The sequence below is a fragment of the Actinomycetospora sp. CA-084318 genome (genome assembly GCF_050955885.1).
In the GTDB taxonomy this organism is placed as follows: Bacteria; Actinomycetota; Actinomycetes; order Mycobacteriales; family Pseudonocardiaceae; genus Actinomycetospora.
On sequence record NZ_CP192098.1, the window covers coordinates 1180154 to 1195043 of the forward strand.

At 73.1% G+C, this 14890-nt stretch carries 14 protein-coding genes and 1 pseudogene; 12 read left to right on the plus strand and 3 right to left on the minus strand.

What is annotated here, in order from left to right; genetic code table 11:
* Positions 1–224: 224 nt before the first annotated feature.
* Both ACQPYX_RS05805 and ACQPYX_RS05810 read left to right on the plus strand, forming a co-directional pair.
* Positions 225–872: pseudogene (locus tag ACQPYX_RS05805) on the plus strand (ABC transporter ATP-binding protein); the annotation flags it as partial.
* Between the two features lie 239 nt (positions 873–1111).
* On the plus strand, positions 1112–2719 hold the full coding sequence (locus tag ACQPYX_RS05810; RefSeq protein ID WP_433801958.1) for an effector-associated constant component EACC1: 1608 nt from the start codon (positions 1112–1114) through the stop codon (positions 2717–2719).
* A 92-nt stretch (positions 2720–2811) separates the two neighbouring features.
* Here ACQPYX_RS05810 and ACQPYX_RS05815 read toward each other — a convergent pair whose 3' ends face one another.
* Positions 2812–4149, minus strand: a complete 1338-nt coding sequence (locus ACQPYX_RS05815; protein WP_433801959.1) for an MSMEG_0569 family flavin-dependent oxidoreductase — start codon at positions 4147–4149, stop codon at positions 2812–2814.
* 266 nt (positions 4150–4415) lie between these two features.
* On the opposite strand from ACQPYX_RS05815, the gene ACQPYX_RS05820 reads away from it, so the two are divergent.
* The 9 genes from ACQPYX_RS05820 (at position 4416) to ACQPYX_RS05860 (ending at position 13007) form a co-directional block, all read left to right on the plus strand.
* Positions 4416–4934, plus strand: a complete 519-nt coding sequence (locus ACQPYX_RS05820) for an MSMEG_0572/Sll0783 family nitrogen starvation response protein (protein ID WP_433801960.1) — start codon at positions 4416–4418, stop codon at positions 4932–4934.
* 85 nt (positions 4935–5019) lie between these two features.
* Positions 5020–6129, plus strand: coding sequence for an MSMEG_0568 family radical SAM protein (locus ACQPYX_RS05825; protein WP_433801961.1), 1110 nt, complete (start codon positions 5020–5022; stop codon positions 6127–6129).
* Positions 6130–6188: 59 nt separating this feature from the next.
* The gene (locus ACQPYX_RS05830; protein ID WP_433801962.1) at positions 6189–7622 is read left to right on the plus strand and encodes an MSMEG_0567/sll0787 family protein; all 1434 of its coding nucleotides are present in this window, start codon (positions 6189–6191) and stop codon (positions 7620–7622) included.
* Positions 7622–8461, plus strand: a complete 840-nt coding sequence (locus tag ACQPYX_RS05835) for a carbon-nitrogen hydrolase family protein (protein WP_433801963.1) — start codon at positions 7622–7624, stop codon at positions 8459–8461. The genes ACQPYX_RS05830 and ACQPYX_RS05835 overlap by 1 nt, the downstream gene beginning before the upstream one ends.
* Before the next feature lie 11 nt (positions 8462–8472).
* Positions 8473–9300, plus strand: coding sequence for a carbon-nitrogen hydrolase family protein (locus ACQPYX_RS05840; protein WP_433801964.1), 828 nt, complete (start codon positions 8473–8475; stop codon positions 9298–9300).
* Positions 9297–10391: an MSMEG_0565 family glycosyltransferase gene (locus ACQPYX_RS05845; protein ID WP_433801965.1), complete on the plus strand. Its 1095-nt coding sequence runs from the start codon at positions 9297–9299 to the stop codon at positions 10389–10391. The genes ACQPYX_RS05840 and ACQPYX_RS05845 overlap by 4 nt, the downstream gene beginning before the upstream one ends.
* A gap of 86 nt (positions 10392–10477) precedes the next feature.
* Positions 10478–11008: a hypothetical protein gene (locus ACQPYX_RS05850; RefSeq protein ID WP_433801966.1), complete on the plus strand. Its 531-nt coding sequence runs from the start codon at positions 10478–10480 to the stop codon at positions 11006–11008.
* 10 nt (positions 11009–11018) lie between these two features.
* Positions 11019–11747 carry a mycothiol-dependent nitroreductase Rv2466c family protein gene (locus ACQPYX_RS05855; protein ID WP_433801967.1) on the plus strand — a complete coding sequence of 243 codons (729 nt, stop codon included), beginning with the start codon at positions 11019–11021 and terminating at the stop codon, positions 11745–11747.
* A 54-nt stretch (positions 11748–11801) separates the two neighbouring features.
* Positions 11802–13007 carry an MFS transporter gene (locus ACQPYX_RS05860; protein ID WP_433801968.1) on the plus strand — a complete coding sequence of 402 codons (1206 nt, stop codon included), beginning with the start codon at positions 11802–11804 and terminating at the stop codon, positions 13005–13007.
* A 64-nt stretch (positions 13008–13071) separates the two neighbouring features.
* Here the strand turns inward: ACQPYX_RS05860 and ACQPYX_RS05865 are convergent, their stop codons facing one another.
* Positions 13072–13395, minus strand: a complete 324-nt coding sequence (locus tag ACQPYX_RS05865; RefSeq protein WP_433801969.1) for an MGMT family protein — start codon at positions 13393–13395, stop codon at positions 13072–13074.
* Between the two features lie 45 nt (positions 13396–13440).
* Here ACQPYX_RS05865 and ACQPYX_RS05870 point away from each other — a divergent pair, with 45 nt between their 5' ends.
* Entirely contained in the window at positions 13441–13836 is a 396-nt protein-coding gene (locus tag ACQPYX_RS05870; RefSeq protein WP_433801970.1) for a DoxX family protein, read from the plus strand.
* Here ACQPYX_RS05870 and ACQPYX_RS05875 read toward each other — a convergent pair whose 3' ends face one another.
* Positions 13837–14790 (minus strand): DUF1206 domain-containing protein, encoded by a 954-nt coding sequence (locus ACQPYX_RS05875; protein ID WP_433801971.1) that lies wholly within the window; start codon positions 14788–14790, stop codon positions 13837–13839.
* Positions 14791–14890 lie beyond the last annotated feature (100 nt).

Genomic DNA, 14890 nt, shown 5'->3' on the forward strand with positions numbered 1-14890 from the left:
GTGCTGACGATGGCGCGCTGCACGCATTGAGCGGGAGCAGCTCGCCATCGTCGCTGCGCGTCGGTGGCTCCTCCGGCGCATCCGACGCGACGAATCGGCCACCGACGCCGCGAGGCGTGACCATGGCGGCCTGCTGGCACTGGACTTCCCCGGCCGACACGGCTGGCACGGGACGCCAGCGCCGTGCCAGCCCCGTGTCAGCGGTCGGACCCAGAGTCGGTGCCATGCACTCCACCCCCGCCCTCGAGGTCGTCGATCTGGTCCGGTCGTTCGGGGACGTCCGGGCCGTCGACGGCATCTCCTTCACCGCCGAGCGCGGGCAGGTCCTCGGTCTGCTCGGGCCCAACGGATCGGGCAAGACGACGACCGTCCGCATGCTCGCGACGCTGCTCCCACCCACCGGCGGGCGGGCGAGCGTGCTCGGCCACGACGTCGTCGCCGACGCCGCCGCCGTGCGCGGACGGATCGGGCTCACCGGCCAGTACGCGGCGGTCGACGAGGCCCTGACCGGTCGCGACAACCTCTTCCTCATCGGCCGCCTGCTCGACCTGTCCCGCCGTGACGCCCGCGCCAGGGCCGACGAGCTGATCGAGCAGTTCGGGCTCGTCGAGGCCGCCGGGCGTCGCGCGAAGACCTACTCCGGCGGCATGCGGCGGCGCCTCGACCTGGCCGCGAGCCTGGTCGGGCGTCCCGAGGTGCTGTTCCTCGACGAGCCGACCACCGGGCTCGACCCGCACCACCGCAACGAGGTCTGGGAAGCCGTCCGGACCCTCGCCGACGACGGCGTCACCGTCCTGCTCACCACGCAGTACCTCGAGGAGGCCGACCAGCTCGCCCACGACCTCGTCGTCCTCGATCGCGGCCTCGTCATCGGATGGACACCGGATCATTCTGCCGCCGCGCTCGACGGTGCCGCCGTTCCTACCAGTGGCTGACGCACGAGCGAATTTTCGCTTTGGGGTTATTTGATGGTCTCACTCGTGCGGCGTACGGGTGAGCTCCGGGATCAGGTCCACCTTCGCCGTGGATCTACTGTCCGTAGCACGAGATGCGCCTTAGAGTGATCTGCACTACACGCCGGTCGGGGGAGCGGTGACTCTGGGGGAGAACCATGGATATCGCGCTGACGATCGCCGACGACGATCGGGACGGCAGGGCACTCGGCTCGTTGTACAAGAGACTGGAGAAGGACTCCTACATTAGAGAAAATGCGCAGCCGGTTCGGCGTGAGTCGTCCGTCCTCACTGCCATCGACCTCCCGACGATTGAGTTGCTGCTCACGGCGGGCTTCAAGCTCGCAGACCTTGCCCTGCGGATCGCGACGTGGTTGAGAGAGTCGAAGAGGGCGAAGCAGGTAACTATCTCAGTGGACGGGTGGGAGACAAAGGTTTCACCAAAGGACGTCAAGGATCCGGACACAGACGATCCCGTCCTCCGCGCGCTCGTGGGCGCACCAGCCTCGACCAACACGCGCTGCGTCCTGATCGGGGTACATGACTACACGAGCCTTTCTTCCCTTCCGCAGGTGAAGAGTAGCCTCGACGAGCTACGTAGGACGTTGCTTGATTCTGGCTTCCCGGGAGTGCCCGAGTCCCACCTAAAGACGATCGAGGACCCAACGTCATTCAAGGAGATCGACGATGCGCTCGCCAGTCCTGCGGCTGCGAACCCTGACGTCCTCTTAGTTTACTTCGCTGGTCACGGCGTGAGGTTCGAGCGAGAGCAGCTGCGCTTCGCGCTGCGTGGCGCCAAGGAGGGTGATAAGGCCAGCACGTTCACCTGGTCAGACCTTGCTGCGTTGGTCAGCCGGATCGGCGCTCGGCGCACGATCGTTCTGTTGGATTGCTGTTATGCAGGAACCGCCATATCGAGTGGAAAGCTTCCTCAGAACACCTACGTCATCGCGGCCAGCGACACGGAAGCGAAGGTCCTGAAGCGCGAGCAGTGCACCGCCTTCACTGGAGAACTCGTGAAGGTCCTGCGCGGCGGGATCGAACCCGGTCGCCCGACCCAGTTGTTCCTCACTCCCGAATCGGTCTACCATCAGGTCCGAATCGGGTTGCGATCGCGGAAGCTTCCTGAGCCTAGCCGACGCGGTCCCGAGTCGATCGGGAACTGGCCGGTCTTCTACAATCAGTTGCAGGGCGCAGGCTCGAGTGAAGTGCCTCCGCGACCTGCCCCGCCTTCGCCGTGGATACGGAGGCATCCCGTCCGGGTCCTCGCAGTCGCGGCCACTGCACTGGTGCTCGTCCTGCTCGGTCTCATCGTTTTCTTCACGCCTGGTCCCGTCACCTCTGGGCTCGATCTCACGCGATACTGCTCCACCCTGGCGCCTGGTGGAGCGACTAGTTTCGTGATCGCGGGGCAGGATTGCGTCCGGCCCGTCAATCTGGACGATGCGTGTGTCTACTCCTATCAGACTTACGGGCTCAAGGCCGTGTTCGCCTCGCGAGATCCCAACAGTGCTCAGTGTGTAAGCACGAGCGGGGGCAACGGGAGCTACGGCGGAATTTCCAACATGAGTGGCTATTGCGTGACGAGTTCAAGGGTGCCAGGCGTCACGGCAACGTCGAAGAACCCCGACTACCGAGACCAGTGGATGTGTCAGTTGGAGATCAACCTCGATCTTGCGTGCAATGCCCAGAACAACACGCTGGAACTCTCGGCTCGGGAGGAGGACAACGGGGATCTGGATTGCTACCGGACCCACTGGTTCTGAGCGGGACCCCGCTGCTTGCCGCCGCGCTCGACGGTGCCGCCGTTCCTGTCACTGGGTGCCAGCAGTGACGCATTGCTGGCACCCAGCCGACATCACGACCCCAACGCCAGGACGTTGCAGACGTCCCCGCGCCCACCCGCCGTCGTGAGACCGCGCTGCGAGCGGATGCGCTCGGCGAGGTAGCGGGCGTCGTCGCCGACCCCGGAGAACCGGCCCGAGCCCCAGGTCCACTGCCAGGGCAGGCCGAGGAAGTACAGGCCCGGCGCGCTCGTGACGCCCCGCTGGTGGCCGGGGGCGCCGCGGCCGGAGAAGACCGGGACGTCGACCCACGAGAAGTCCTGCCGGAACCCGATGCACCAGACCACGGAGGTGATGCCCGACGAGGCCAGGTCGAGCTCCGTCGTGTCCGACTCCGGCCGCCACACGGGGGTGTAGCGCTCCTCGGTCGGCGCGTCGATCTCGTGCTGCGCGATGTACGTGTCGATCGTGTCCTTGATCGACTCCGACACCTCGTCGGCGTGGTCGAGGCGCTCGGTGAGATCGGACCGGAAGTGCAGCTGCCCGTCGCGGTGGTCGGTCAGGAGGCCGTAGAGCCGCATCCCGTCGCGGGCGTGGGCGCGCAGGTCGATGTCGCGCCCGCCGTCGCGACCGGTGACGTAGTGGTTGGCCTGCGCCCGGACGGCCTCGCGCCGCGGGTGCTGGGTGACGGGCATGCGGTAGTAGCCCATCTCGTCGAGCCAGTCGGTGACGTCGCGGCCCCGGTAGAAGCGCGCGACCCGCGGGGCGTCCCCGACGACGAGGTGCACCCGCCGGCCCTCGAGGTGCAGGTCCTCGGCGATCTGCGCGCCGGACTGCCCGGAGCCGACGACGAGCACCTCACCCGGCGGGAGCTGCGCGCCACTGCGGTAGTCCTGGGACTGGACCTGGACGATCTCCGCGGGCAGCGGCTGGGACAGCGGCGGCGTGATCGGGGTGTGGTAGCCGCCGGTCGCGACGACGACCTGGTCGGCCGTGCACTCACCCGCGGTCGTCGCGAGGTGGTAGGTGCCGTGGTCGTCGCGGAAGAGGCGGGTGACCCCGACCCCCTCGAGCAGCGGCGGGTCGACGAAGTCCCGGTAGGCCTCGAGGTACTCGACGATCTCGGAGCGGACCATGAAGCCGTGCGGGTCGTCGCCGCGGTAGGGGAAGTCCGGCAGCCGGCACTGCCAGTTCGGCGTCACCAGGCAGAAGGTGTCCCACCGGTGGTTCTTCCAGGAGTGGGCGACGGTGTCGCGCTCGAGGACGAGGTGGTCGACGCCGGCCTTCGCCAGGCAGCGGCTCATCGACAGGCCGGCCTGGCCGCCGCCCACGACGATCACGGGACGGTGGACTCCGGTGAGGTCGCCCGGGACGTCGGGGCGGCCGCGCGTGGGGAGCGGCGTGACGGTCATGACCGGCTGTTCCTTCCGGAGGGGTGAGCGCGAATGTCGGCAGCGTTCGCCCGAAGTGTTTCCGAATGGTTGCGCGCGGAGGGCCGACGTATTTCGCAGTGTTTCGCAACACGGCGGTCACGAATGGCGCGACCGGACACGGGCTCGTAGTCACTCGGAAACGAATCCGACACGCACGGTTGGTGAGCTTCTGCGGCAACGGCACCCACGGGACACCCCCGGTCGCGGCGCCGGCCCCGAAACCCCGCCATCGTCAGGAGACCGTCATGACCACGGCCGAGCTGTCCGACGTCGAGCAGAAGAGCCTCGAGGAGATCCCGCACCCCTCGCTGCCCGAGGGCTCCAGCATCTACGGCGGCACCAAGGTCTTCCCCGACCTGCAGGCCGAGGACGGCGAGACCTACTTCACCCTGGTCCACGGCATCGCGCACGAGTCGTCGGTCAGCTTCGTCGCCGTCCTGCAGGCCACGCGGGCACTGCGCAAGGGCTTCGAGTCGGCCATGTACTTCTACGGCCCCGGCTCGCTGAACTGTCTCGCCACCCGCGGGTTCCCGACGACGGGAACCTCGGCCTTCCCGGGCGAGCACAACATCAACGACCAGCTGAAGACGTTCATGGCCGAGGGCGGCAAGGTGTTCTGCTGCCGCTTCGGGCTCTCGCTGCACGGTGCGCGCGAGGAGGACCTGATCGAGGGCGTCATCCCGACGCACCCGCTCGACGTCCAGGACGCGTTGATCCACTACGCGCGCAAGGGCGCGATCATCAATTCCACCTACCAGCTGTAGGTGGCTCCGCCCTGTGAGTACTAATCCGTGCCGGAGCACGGATTAGTACTCACAGGCGACCCGTCGCACCTTAGGAGGTCCCCGCGTGTCCGCTCCCGCCGATTCCCGGTCCGGGCTCGACGTCCGTGCCGAGGTGGCCGTCCGCGGCGTCGCGGTCGATCTCGGGTCCACCATTCCCCTGCGTCGCCCCGGCGGCGCCGGCCCCTCCGACGACGGGCACCTGCTCGTCGACGGGCTGAAGACCACCCTGCCGATGAACCCGTCGAGCCCCTTCCGGCTCCGGGACGGCCGACTCGTGCGCACCGGCCCAGACGGCGGGGTGACGGACCTCGGTGTCGAGGTCGACACCGTCGCCCGGCCTGCCTTCTACGACCTCACCACCGCCGACGGCATCCGCTACGAGCAGATCGCCCGCCTGCACGGGAACGACGTGCTCGCGACGACGGTCGTGCAGACCTGCGTGCGTTATGACGCTGCCGACCGCTGCCGCTTCTGCGCGATCGAGCAGTCGCTGCGCAGCGGCGCGACCACGGCGGTGAAGACGCCCGCGCAGCTCGCCGAGGTCGCCGAGGCCGCGGTCCGGCTCGACGGCGTGCGGCAGATGGTCATGACGACGGGGACGAGCAACGGCCGCGACCGCGGCGCCCGCCACCTCGCGCGCTGCACCGCCGCGGTCCGCGCGGCCGTGCCGTCACTGCCGATCCAGGTGCAGTGCGAACCGCCGGCGCCGGACGACCTCGCGGCCCTGGCCGCGTTGAAGGACGCCGGCGCCGACGCCATCGGCATCCACGTCGAGTCCCTCGACGACGCCGTCCGCCGCCGCTGGATGCCGGGCAAGGCGACGGTGCCCCTCGAGCAGTACTGGACGGCGTGGCGCGAGAGCGTCCGCCTCTTCGGCCGCAACGCCGTCTCCACCTACCTCATCGTCGGCCTCGGGGAGGACCCCGACGAGCTGGTCGCGGGTGCCTCCGAGCTCATCGACGCCGGCGTCTACCCCTTCGTCGTCCCCTACCGTCCGATCCCCGGCACGCTCGCCTTCGCCGACGGCGACCCCGCGCCCGACCCCGCGCTGCTCGCGGACGTCACCGCCCGGGTCGCCGCGGCGCTGCGCGCGGCCGGCATGCGCGGCGCCGACCAGGCCGCCGGCTGCGCCGCCTGCGGCGCCTGCTCGGCGCTGTCCGCGGCGGGGGGCTGATCATGGCTCCGCCGTTCGACGATGTGGCGTCCCTGGCGTTCAGTGCACGCAGTGACGCATTGCTGGCACCGCGAGGTGCCCTGACGGCCGCCGAGGAGATCCTCGGCGGGCTCGTGCACACCCGCCGCGACGTCACGATCTCCGAGGCGCCCGCCGCCGACGCCACTCATCCCGACGTCGTCGCCCACCGCGCCCTGCGGCGCGCCGTGTTCGTCGACGAGCAACGCGTGTTCGCCCACGACGACCTCGACGACGTCGACACCGACCCCCGCGCGCTCGTCCTCGTCGCCCGCGACGCCGACGGCACGGTGCTCGGCGGCGTCCGGCTCGGGCCCGCGCGGCCCGGCGAGCCCGACCTCGGCTGGTGGACCGGCAGCCGGCTGGCGGTCGCCGTGGACGGTCGGCGACGGGCCGGGATCGGGGTCGGCGCCACCCTGATCCGCGCCGCCGTCGCCCGCGCCGAGACCGCCGGCGTGCTGCGCTTCGACGCCGACGTGCAGGCGCCCAACGCCCGCCTGTTCACCCGGCTGGGCTGGGAGACCGTCCGCCCGGCGCACACCGTCGGCGGGGTCGCCCACGTGCGGATGCGCCACCCGATGGACCGCGTCCAGCGCCTCGTCGACGCCACGAAGGCCCCGCTGGCCGACCTCGTCGCCGGGCTCGCCCCGCCCGGGTTCGTCGGCGACGACGGCGCCCCCGTCCCCGGCACCGACGTGGTCGCCGCCTGCGACGCGATCCTGCCCGCGATGGTCGAGCGCGACCCGGAGTGGGCCGGCTGGTGCTCGGTGCTGGTCAACCTCAACGACCTCGCCGCCATGGGCGCCCGCCCCGTCGGCCTGCTCGACGCCGTGGGCGGCACCGACGCCGCGGCGGTCGGGCGGGTGCTGCACGGGCTGCGCGCCGCCGCGGCGGCCTACGGCGTCCCGGTCCTCGGCGGCCACACCACCGTCGACGTGCCCGCCTCGCTGGCCGTCACCGCACTGGGCATCACGTCACGACCCGTCCCCGCGGGGGGCGGACGGGTCGGGCACGCGGTCCGCCTCACCGCCGACCTCGACGGCGGGTGGCGACCCGGCTACACCGGTCGCCAGTTCGACACCACCTCGCGGCGCCGCCCCGAGGAGCTGCGCGCGATGGTCGGTGCGATCGGCCCGGACGCCGCGTACCGCCCGGCCGCGGCCAAGGACGTGAGCATGGCGGGCCTCGTCGGGACCCTCGGGATGCTCGCCGAGGCGAGCGGGACCGGCGCGGTGCTCGACGTCGCGGCCGTGCCCCGTCCCGCCGGGGTCGGCGTGGCCGACTGGTTCACCTGCTTCCCGGGCTTCGCCCTGCTCACCACCGACGAGCCGGGTGCGCCGCTCCCGGCCGCGGGACCCGCCGTCGGGACGGAGTGCGGGGAGCTGGTCGAGGGGACGGGCGTCGTGCTGCGCTGGCCCGACGGGGAGACGACGACAGCCGTCACGGGCACCGTGACCGGACTCGGGAGGGCCTGATGCTCACCTTCGCCGCCGCCGCGGAGGGCTTCGTCCGCGACCTGGACGAGGACTTCCGGCGCATCGAGCGCCTCGTCGGGCAGGCCCGCGCGGCCGGGGCCGACCTGCTCGCCCTGCCGGAGGCCGCCCTCGGCGGGTACCTGTCGTCGTTGCACGGCGACCCGGACGACGTGCCGCCGCAGCTCGACCCCGACGGGCCGGAGATCGCGCGCCTGGTGGCGCTGGCGGGCGACCTCGTGATCACCGCCGGCTACTGCGAGCAGGGCGACGCCGCGTCGGGCGGGCGGCCGTACAACAGCGCCGTCGCGGTGCACGGCGACGGCGTGCTCGGGCGGCACCGCAAGGTCCACCAGCCGCTGAACGAGAACAACTCCTACGCCGCGGGCGACCGGTTCGCCGCGTTCGACTCCCCGGTCGGGCGGATGGGCATGATGATCTGCTACGACAAGGCCTTCCCGGAGGCCGCGCGGGCGCTCGCGATGGACGGGGCCCGGGTCGTCGTGTGCATGTCGGCCTGGCCCGCCTCCCGGACCAACCGGGCGCCGGTGCTCGCCGACGACCGCTGGACGCGCCGGTTCGACCTGTTCGACCGGGCCCGCGCCCTGGAGAACCAGATCGTCTGGGTGTCGGCGAACCAGGCCGGCGAGTTCGGCTCGATGCAGCTCGTGGCGAGCGCGAAGGTCGTCGACCCGGGCGGGGAGGTGCTCGACACGACCGGCACCCGGGCGGGCCTCGCCGTCGCCTCGATCGACGTCGACGACGCCGTGGACTCCGCCCGCCGGTTCATGGGCCACCTGCGCGACCGACGGCAGGCGAGCTACGCGCCCGTGCCGGCCTAGGCCGCGGCACCGTGCTCCGCATCGCCGCGGCGGCGGCCCACTTCACCCGCGACCTCGACTTCGACCTCGAGCGGATCGGCGTCATCGTCGCGCACGCCCGGGACGCCGGGGTGGACCTGCTGGCGCTGCCCGACGGCGCGCTCGGCGGGTACGTCACCGACCTGCGCCCGGACGATCCCGACGAGGTCGACCTGCCGCCGGCGCTCGAACCCAACGGCGACGCCGTGCGCTCGGTGATCGACCTCGCCGGCGAGATGGTGGTCTGCCTCGGGTACTGCGAACGCGGCCCGGGCGGGGAGCTCTACAACGCGGCGGTGGCGCTGTGCGGGGACGGCATCCTCGGCCGGCACCGCAAGGTCCACCAGCCCGCGGGCGTGGCGAAGCTGTTCACTTCCGGCTGCGGGTTCGCGGCCTTCGACTCCCCGGTCGGGCGGCTCGGGATGCTCATCGACCACGACAAGACGTTCCCCGAGTCGGCCCGCGCGCTGGCGCTCGACGGGGCGACCACGATCGCCTGCCTGTCCGCCTGGCCGACCTCGCTGACCAACCGGGCTCCGCGCATGGCCCAGGATCGGCAGGCCCGCCTGTTCGACCTCTACGACCAGTCCCGGGCCGCCGAGAACCAGGTGCTGTGGCTCTCGGCGAACCAGAGCGGCCGCTCGGGCGCGCTGCACTTCCTCGGGCGGGCGAAGGTCGTCGGGCCGGGCGGGGAGATCCTGGCGCGCACCTGGTCGAAGGGTGGGCTCGCGGTCGCCGAGGTCGACTCCGAGGCGATGGTCGAGGCCGCGCGCGCCGTGCTGCACCACCTCGACGAGCGGCGCCCGGGAGCCTATTCGTGAGGATCCGGCTCTCCACCTACTCGACGAAGCCGCGGGGCGGGGTGGTGCACACGCTCGCGCTCGCCGAGGCGCTCGCGCGGGCCGGGCACGACGTCGAGGTCTGGGCGCTCGCCCGCGGCGGCGACACGGCGTTCTTCCGCGACGTCGCCGTCCCGATCCGGCTCGTCGAGGTCCCCGAGCTCGAGGGCGAGTCGGTCGGCGACCGCATCCTGCGCTCGATCGCGCTGCTCACCGCGGGCCTCGCGGAGGCCGGCCCGGTCGACGTCCGCCACGCCCAGGACTGCCTCACCGCGAACGCCGAGGGCGCGGCGCACGGCTACGCGGGCCTCGTGCGCACCGTGCACCACCTCGACACCTTCACGACGCCGTCGCTCGCCGCCTGCCACGAGCGAGCACTCGTCGAGCCCGCGCAGCTGCTGTGCGTCTCCGACGCCGTCGCCGCGGAGGTGACGGCCGGCTGGGACCGGACCGCGCCCGTCGTCGGGAACGGGGTGGACGCGCCCCGGTTCGCGGCGGCCGAGAGCGCCGGGGCGGGGCAGCCGTGGCGCCGCCGCTTCGGGCGCTACGTGCTGGCGGTGGGCGGCATCGAACCCCGCAAGGGGACGCTGGACCTGGTCCGGGCGATGGCGTCCGTCGACGCCCCGCTGGTGGTCGCCGGCGGGGACACCCTCTTCGACTACCGCGGCTACCGCGACGAGGTCTTCGCGCTCGCCGCCTCGCTCGGCCTGGAACCGCAGGTGCTCGGGCCCGTTCCCGACGACGAGCTGCCCGGGCTCGTGGCGGGGGCGTCCGCCTTCGCGTTCCCCTCGACCAAGGAGGGCTTCGGGCTCGCCGCGATGGAGGCGCTGGCGGCCGGGGTGCCGGTCGTCGCCCGGGACCTGCCCGTGCTCCGCGAGGTGTTCGCCGGGGCGGTGCGGTTCGCGGCCGACGCGGACGCGATCGCCGCCGAGCTGCGCTCGGTCCTGGCCGGGGACGACCCGGGTGGCCCGGCGCGGACCTCGGTGGGCCGGGCATTGGCGGCCTCGCACACCTGGGACGCCGTGGCGGCGCGGCACCTGGCGGTCTACCGCTCCCCCTCCCCCTCCCTGTGACAGCAAAGCGTCGTTGCTGTCATCCAGTGGCAGTATCGCCACATCGTCGGCGCCGCTAGCGTGATCGTCTCCGGGAGGGGGCGACGGTGGTGCGGATCGGGCGGGAGCGGCTGACGCTCGTCGGGTGGGGCCGGTTCGCCCTCGACGTCGAGGTGGCGGTCTACGGCACGGTGGTGCTGCTGACGGTGCTCGCGGTGGCGCAGGACGACGGGATCGAGGACTTCGGCGAGGCGGTCCAGGTCGTCCTCGGGCCGCTGGTCGCGACCTTCGCCGCGCACCTGTTCGCCTCGGTGCTGGCGGCCGTCAACGCCGACCGGGCCCTGCCCTCCGGGGCCCGCTTCCGCTCGCTCACCGCGCATGCCGCGCAGTACCTGCTGCTCGCGGTGCCGCCGCTGGTCGTCGTGGGTGTCTACTGGCTGGCCGGCGTCGGGGCGCCGCACGGGGCCGACGCGGCGATCGACCTGGTCGCCGACCTCGGGCTGCTCCTGCTCGTCGTGCTGGGCGGGATCGGCGGGTGGCGCGCCCTCCCGCGCTGGTGGTCGGTGGTGCTCGGCGCCGTCGCCGCGTTCGTGCTCGGCCTCGTCGTGATCGTCCTGCGGATCCTCATCGAGCACTAGCGTGGGCGGCGTGGCTGCTCCTGACGTCCGGTACTGGTTCGACCCGGTCTGCCCCTACTGCTGGCTGACCAGCGGCTGGGTGCGCACCGTCGCCCGTCGTCGGGGGCTGACGGTGCAGTGGCAGTTCATCTCGCTGCGGCTGCTCAACGCCCACGTGGACTACGACGCGCAGTTCCCGCCGGAGTACGAGGCCGGGCACACCGCGGGGCTGCGGCTGCTGCGGGTGTGCGCCGCGGTGCGCGAGGCCCACGGCGACGAGGCCGTCGGGCGCTTCTACGAGCACCTCGGCGAGGCGGTGTTCGAGCAGGGCGAGGTCCCCGAGCACTCGAGCGAGCGGGAACGACGGGGCACGCGGGAGTTCGTCGTGCCGGTGCTGGAGCAGGCCGGTCTGCCGACCGACCTGGCCGACGCGCTCGAGGCCGACCGCCACGACGCGACGATCCAGGCCGAGACCGACGAGGCGCTCGCCCTGGTGGGCAAGGACGTCGGCACCCCGCTGATGCAGATCGATCCGCCCGACGGGCTCGCGTTCTTCGGCCCGGTGATCAGCCGGCGGCCGACCGAGGAACAGGCCGAGGAGCTGTGGGACCACGTCGTCGGGCTCGCGAGCTTCCCCGGGTTCGCGGAGCTCAAGCGCAGCCTGCGGGAACGCCCGCAGCTGCCGGCGTTCGGCGTGGCGCCGGGCGAGGTCGGGCTCGTCGAGGACTGGCACGGAGGGAGCCGCCGGCAGCACCGGTGACGTGCGGCGCTCGTCCGCGCGATCCGCCGTCGGGAGTGCTTAGGGTGGCCAACGATGAGCGCCCAGGCGGAGGCCCCGCCCACCCACCTCGGCCGCCCGACCGTGCTGCTGCTCGCCGTGGTGTGCGGCGCGGCGGTCGCGAACATCTACTACGCGCAGCCGCTGCTGCCCGTCGTCGCGCAGGCGTTCGGCGTCGGGGAGGGCACGGCGGGCTACCTCGTCACCGCCTCCCAGATCGGCTACGCGCTGGCCCTGGCCTTCCTGGTGCCGGCGGGGGACATCCTCGAACGACGACGGCTGGTCAGCGGCCTGCTCGCGCTCTCCGGCGTGCTGCTGCTCGGGGCGGCGGCGTCGCCCTCGCTCGGCGTGCTGCTCGCCGCGGTGGCGATCGTGGCCGTGACCTCGGCGGTCGCCCAGATCGTGGTGCCGATGGCCGCGTCGCTGGCCTCCGACGAGAACCGCGGCTCGGTGGTCGGCACGGTGATGAGCGGGCTGCTCGTCGGCATCCTGCTCGCGCGCACCGTGGCCGGTCTGGTCGCCGAGATCGGCGGTTGGCGACTGGTGTTCGTGCTGGGCGCGGTGGTGATGGTGGTCCTCGCCGGCCTGGTGCGCCTCGCGCTGCCGCGGGTGCCGGTGGCCGCCACCGCGACCTACCCGTCCCTGTTGGCCTCGGTCGCCTCGATCGTGCGCCACGACTCGCTGGTCCGGCGCCGGATGCTCCTCGGCGGCGTCGGGTTCGGCTGCTTCACCATCCTGTGGACCGCGCTGTCGTTCCTGCTCGCCGCACCGCCCTACTCCTACGGGTCCGGGGTCATCGGGCTCTTCGGGCTGGCGGGCCTGGCCGGCGCGCTCGCCGCGATCGGGGCCGGTCGGTTCGCCGACCGCGGCCACGCCCGCCGCACCGTGACCGTCGGGCTGGTGCTGCTGCTCGCGAGCTGGGGGCTGCTCGCGCTCGGCGGCGGGTCGCTGGTGGCGTTGATCGCCGGGATCGTCGTGCTCGACCTCGCCCAGCAGCTGCTCCAGATCAGCCACCAGCACGCCATCTACGCGCGCCGACCGAACGCCCGCAGCCGCGTGACCAGCGCGTTCCTCGTGTCCGCGTTCATCGGCGGCGGCATCGCGTCGGCCCTGACCTCGGGGCTCTACGCCACCGTCGGCTGGCCCGGGGTGTGCGCGCTGGGCGCCGTGGTGGCGCTCGTCGGGCTCGGGGTGTGGGTGCTCGAGCTGCTGCGCCCGGCCCCGGCCGGGCCGGTCGACTGACCCGGGCCGCCTCGTCGTCGGGAACGGCCTCCCGGCACCGGGACGAACGACGCGTTCGTGGCCTCTAGGTGCACGAACGACCCGTCGGTTCCGGTTCCGGCGCCGGGAACACGTGCCGCTGGTCCTTCGCGGCCCGCGCGTCGACCACCAGCACACCCTCCGCGGTCAGCCGCCGGATCTGCTCGACCGCGATGTGCGGCGCGGGGGTCCCGGTGGTCCGCAGCACGCGGTGCCAGGGGACGTCCGCCCCGTCCTCGCGCAGCACCGTGCCGACCAGCCGGGCCGAGCGCTCGCCGGCCGCGGCGGCGACGTCGCCGTAACTGCACCACGAGCCCTCCGGGATCGAGGCGACGACCGCCCGGATCCGCTCGTGCCGTTCCTCGTCCACGGCCCGACAGTGTGCGCCGCCGGGGCGGCGGGGCACCCCCCGGCCATGACGACCACGCCCCTGCAGGACGCCGCGCGCGTCGGCCTCGGCACCTTCCTCGTCGGCGCCGGGCTCTCCCACCTCACCGTCGCGCGCGAGGGCTTCCGGGCGCAGGTGCCGCCGTGGGTGCCGATCGACGTCGACGACACGGTGGTGATCTCCGGGTGCGCGGAGGTCGCGCTGGGGACGGCGCTCGTGGCGTTCCCGCGGGAGCGGGTGCGGATCGGGACGATCGCGGCGCTGTTCTTCACCGCGGTCTTCCCCGGCAACATCGCCCAGTGGCGGCACCGGCGGGACGGGCTGGGACTGAACTCCGACCGGATGCGGTTCCTGCGGCTGTTCGCGCAGCCGGTGCCGATCGCCGTCGCGCTGTGGTCGACCGGGGTCGTGCCGCGGCGGTGATCAGGCGCGCCGGGCGTAGGCGTCGACGAAGCAGTAGACGCCGTACGCCGCGAGGCCCCCGCTGACCCCGACCAGCGCGACCGTGCCGAACGGACCCGCCCCCTCGATGAACCACATCGCCTGCGTGAAGCCGCCCGAGCGGCGCGGGTCGTCGGTGAGCGCGGCCGCCGCGAACAGCACGCCGACCGACCCGGTGAGCACGGCGCGCGCCAGGTTGCCGTAGCTCCCGGCGACGAGCGCGGTCCGGCGCAACCAGGGCGTGAGCCGGTCGGCGTGCAGGTCGCCGAGGTAGGTGGCGTGCAGCCCGGTCCAGCACATCCCGACCGCCATCCCGAGCGCGACGACCGCCGCGACGGCCACCACGAACCGCCCCTCGGGCAGCGCGAACAGCCGCGCGACGAGGTCGCTGACCGCGTGCGGCGCGGACGGGGCCGGCGGGCCGCCCGGGGGCGGTCCCCGCAGCGGCCCGATCGCGGGCGGGACCGCGAGCGTCGCCATCGAGAACATCGCGATCGCCTTCCCGGTCGCCCCGACCCGCTTGCGGAACCGCTCCCCGCCGCTCACCCAGCCGAAGCCGACGAGAGCGGCCCGGACCTGCCAGACCCCGAACGCCGCCAGCCCGAGCACGGCGACCCCGAGCAGCAGCGCCCCGACCGGTCCGAGGCCCGCGACGACCGCGATCGCGCCGCCCTGGTCGGCGTGCACCGTGGGGCTGCCCCGCATCAGGACGACGGCGAGACCCGCCAGCACCAGGTGCAGCGCCCCGTAGGCCACCAGACCACCGCGGCCGAGCAGCTCGACCCCGACCGGCCCGGCGTCCCCGCCGCCGCCCGCCAGCCATCCCGCGGCACGGCGCAGGCGGCCCGCCGGTCGTGGCGGGTCCGGCGCGGGCACCGGCGGGGCGACCGGCGGGGCCAGGCCCTCCGGGACACGGCGGCCGGGGAGGATCGACACGGGGGCTCCTGGACGGCGCGACGGGGCGGCATCCCCGCGGGCCGCGTGTGCCGGTCGAGTCCCCGCGCGGCGGCGGGACCACACCGGGGCGTTGCTGAAG

Bases quoted from the DNA above. Each gene is read 5' to 3' on its own strand.
- ACQPYX_RS05810 (WP_433801958.1), top strand. From the start codon at position 1,112: ATGGATATCGCGCTGACGATCGCCGACGACGATCGGGACGGCAGGGCA.
- ACQPYX_RS05815 (WP_433801959.1), bottom strand. From the start codon at position 4,149: ATGACCGTCACGCCGCTCCCCACGCGCGGCCGCCCCGACGTCCCGGGC.
- ACQPYX_RS05820 (WP_433801960.1), top strand. From the start codon at position 4,416: ATGACCACGGCCGAGCTGTCCGACGTCGAGCAGAAGAGCCTCGAGGAG.
- ACQPYX_RS05835 (WP_433801963.1), top strand. From the start codon at position 7,622: ATGCTCACCTTCGCCGCCGCCGCGGAGGGCTTCGTCCGCGACCTGGAC.
- ACQPYX_RS05860 (WP_433801968.1), top strand. From the start codon at position 11,802: ATGAGCGCCCAGGCGGAGGCCCCGCCCACCCACCTCGGCCGCCCGACC.
- ACQPYX_RS05870 (WP_433801970.1), top strand. From the start codon at position 13,441: ATGACGACCACGCCCCTGCAGGACGCCGCGCGCGTCGGCCTCGGCACC.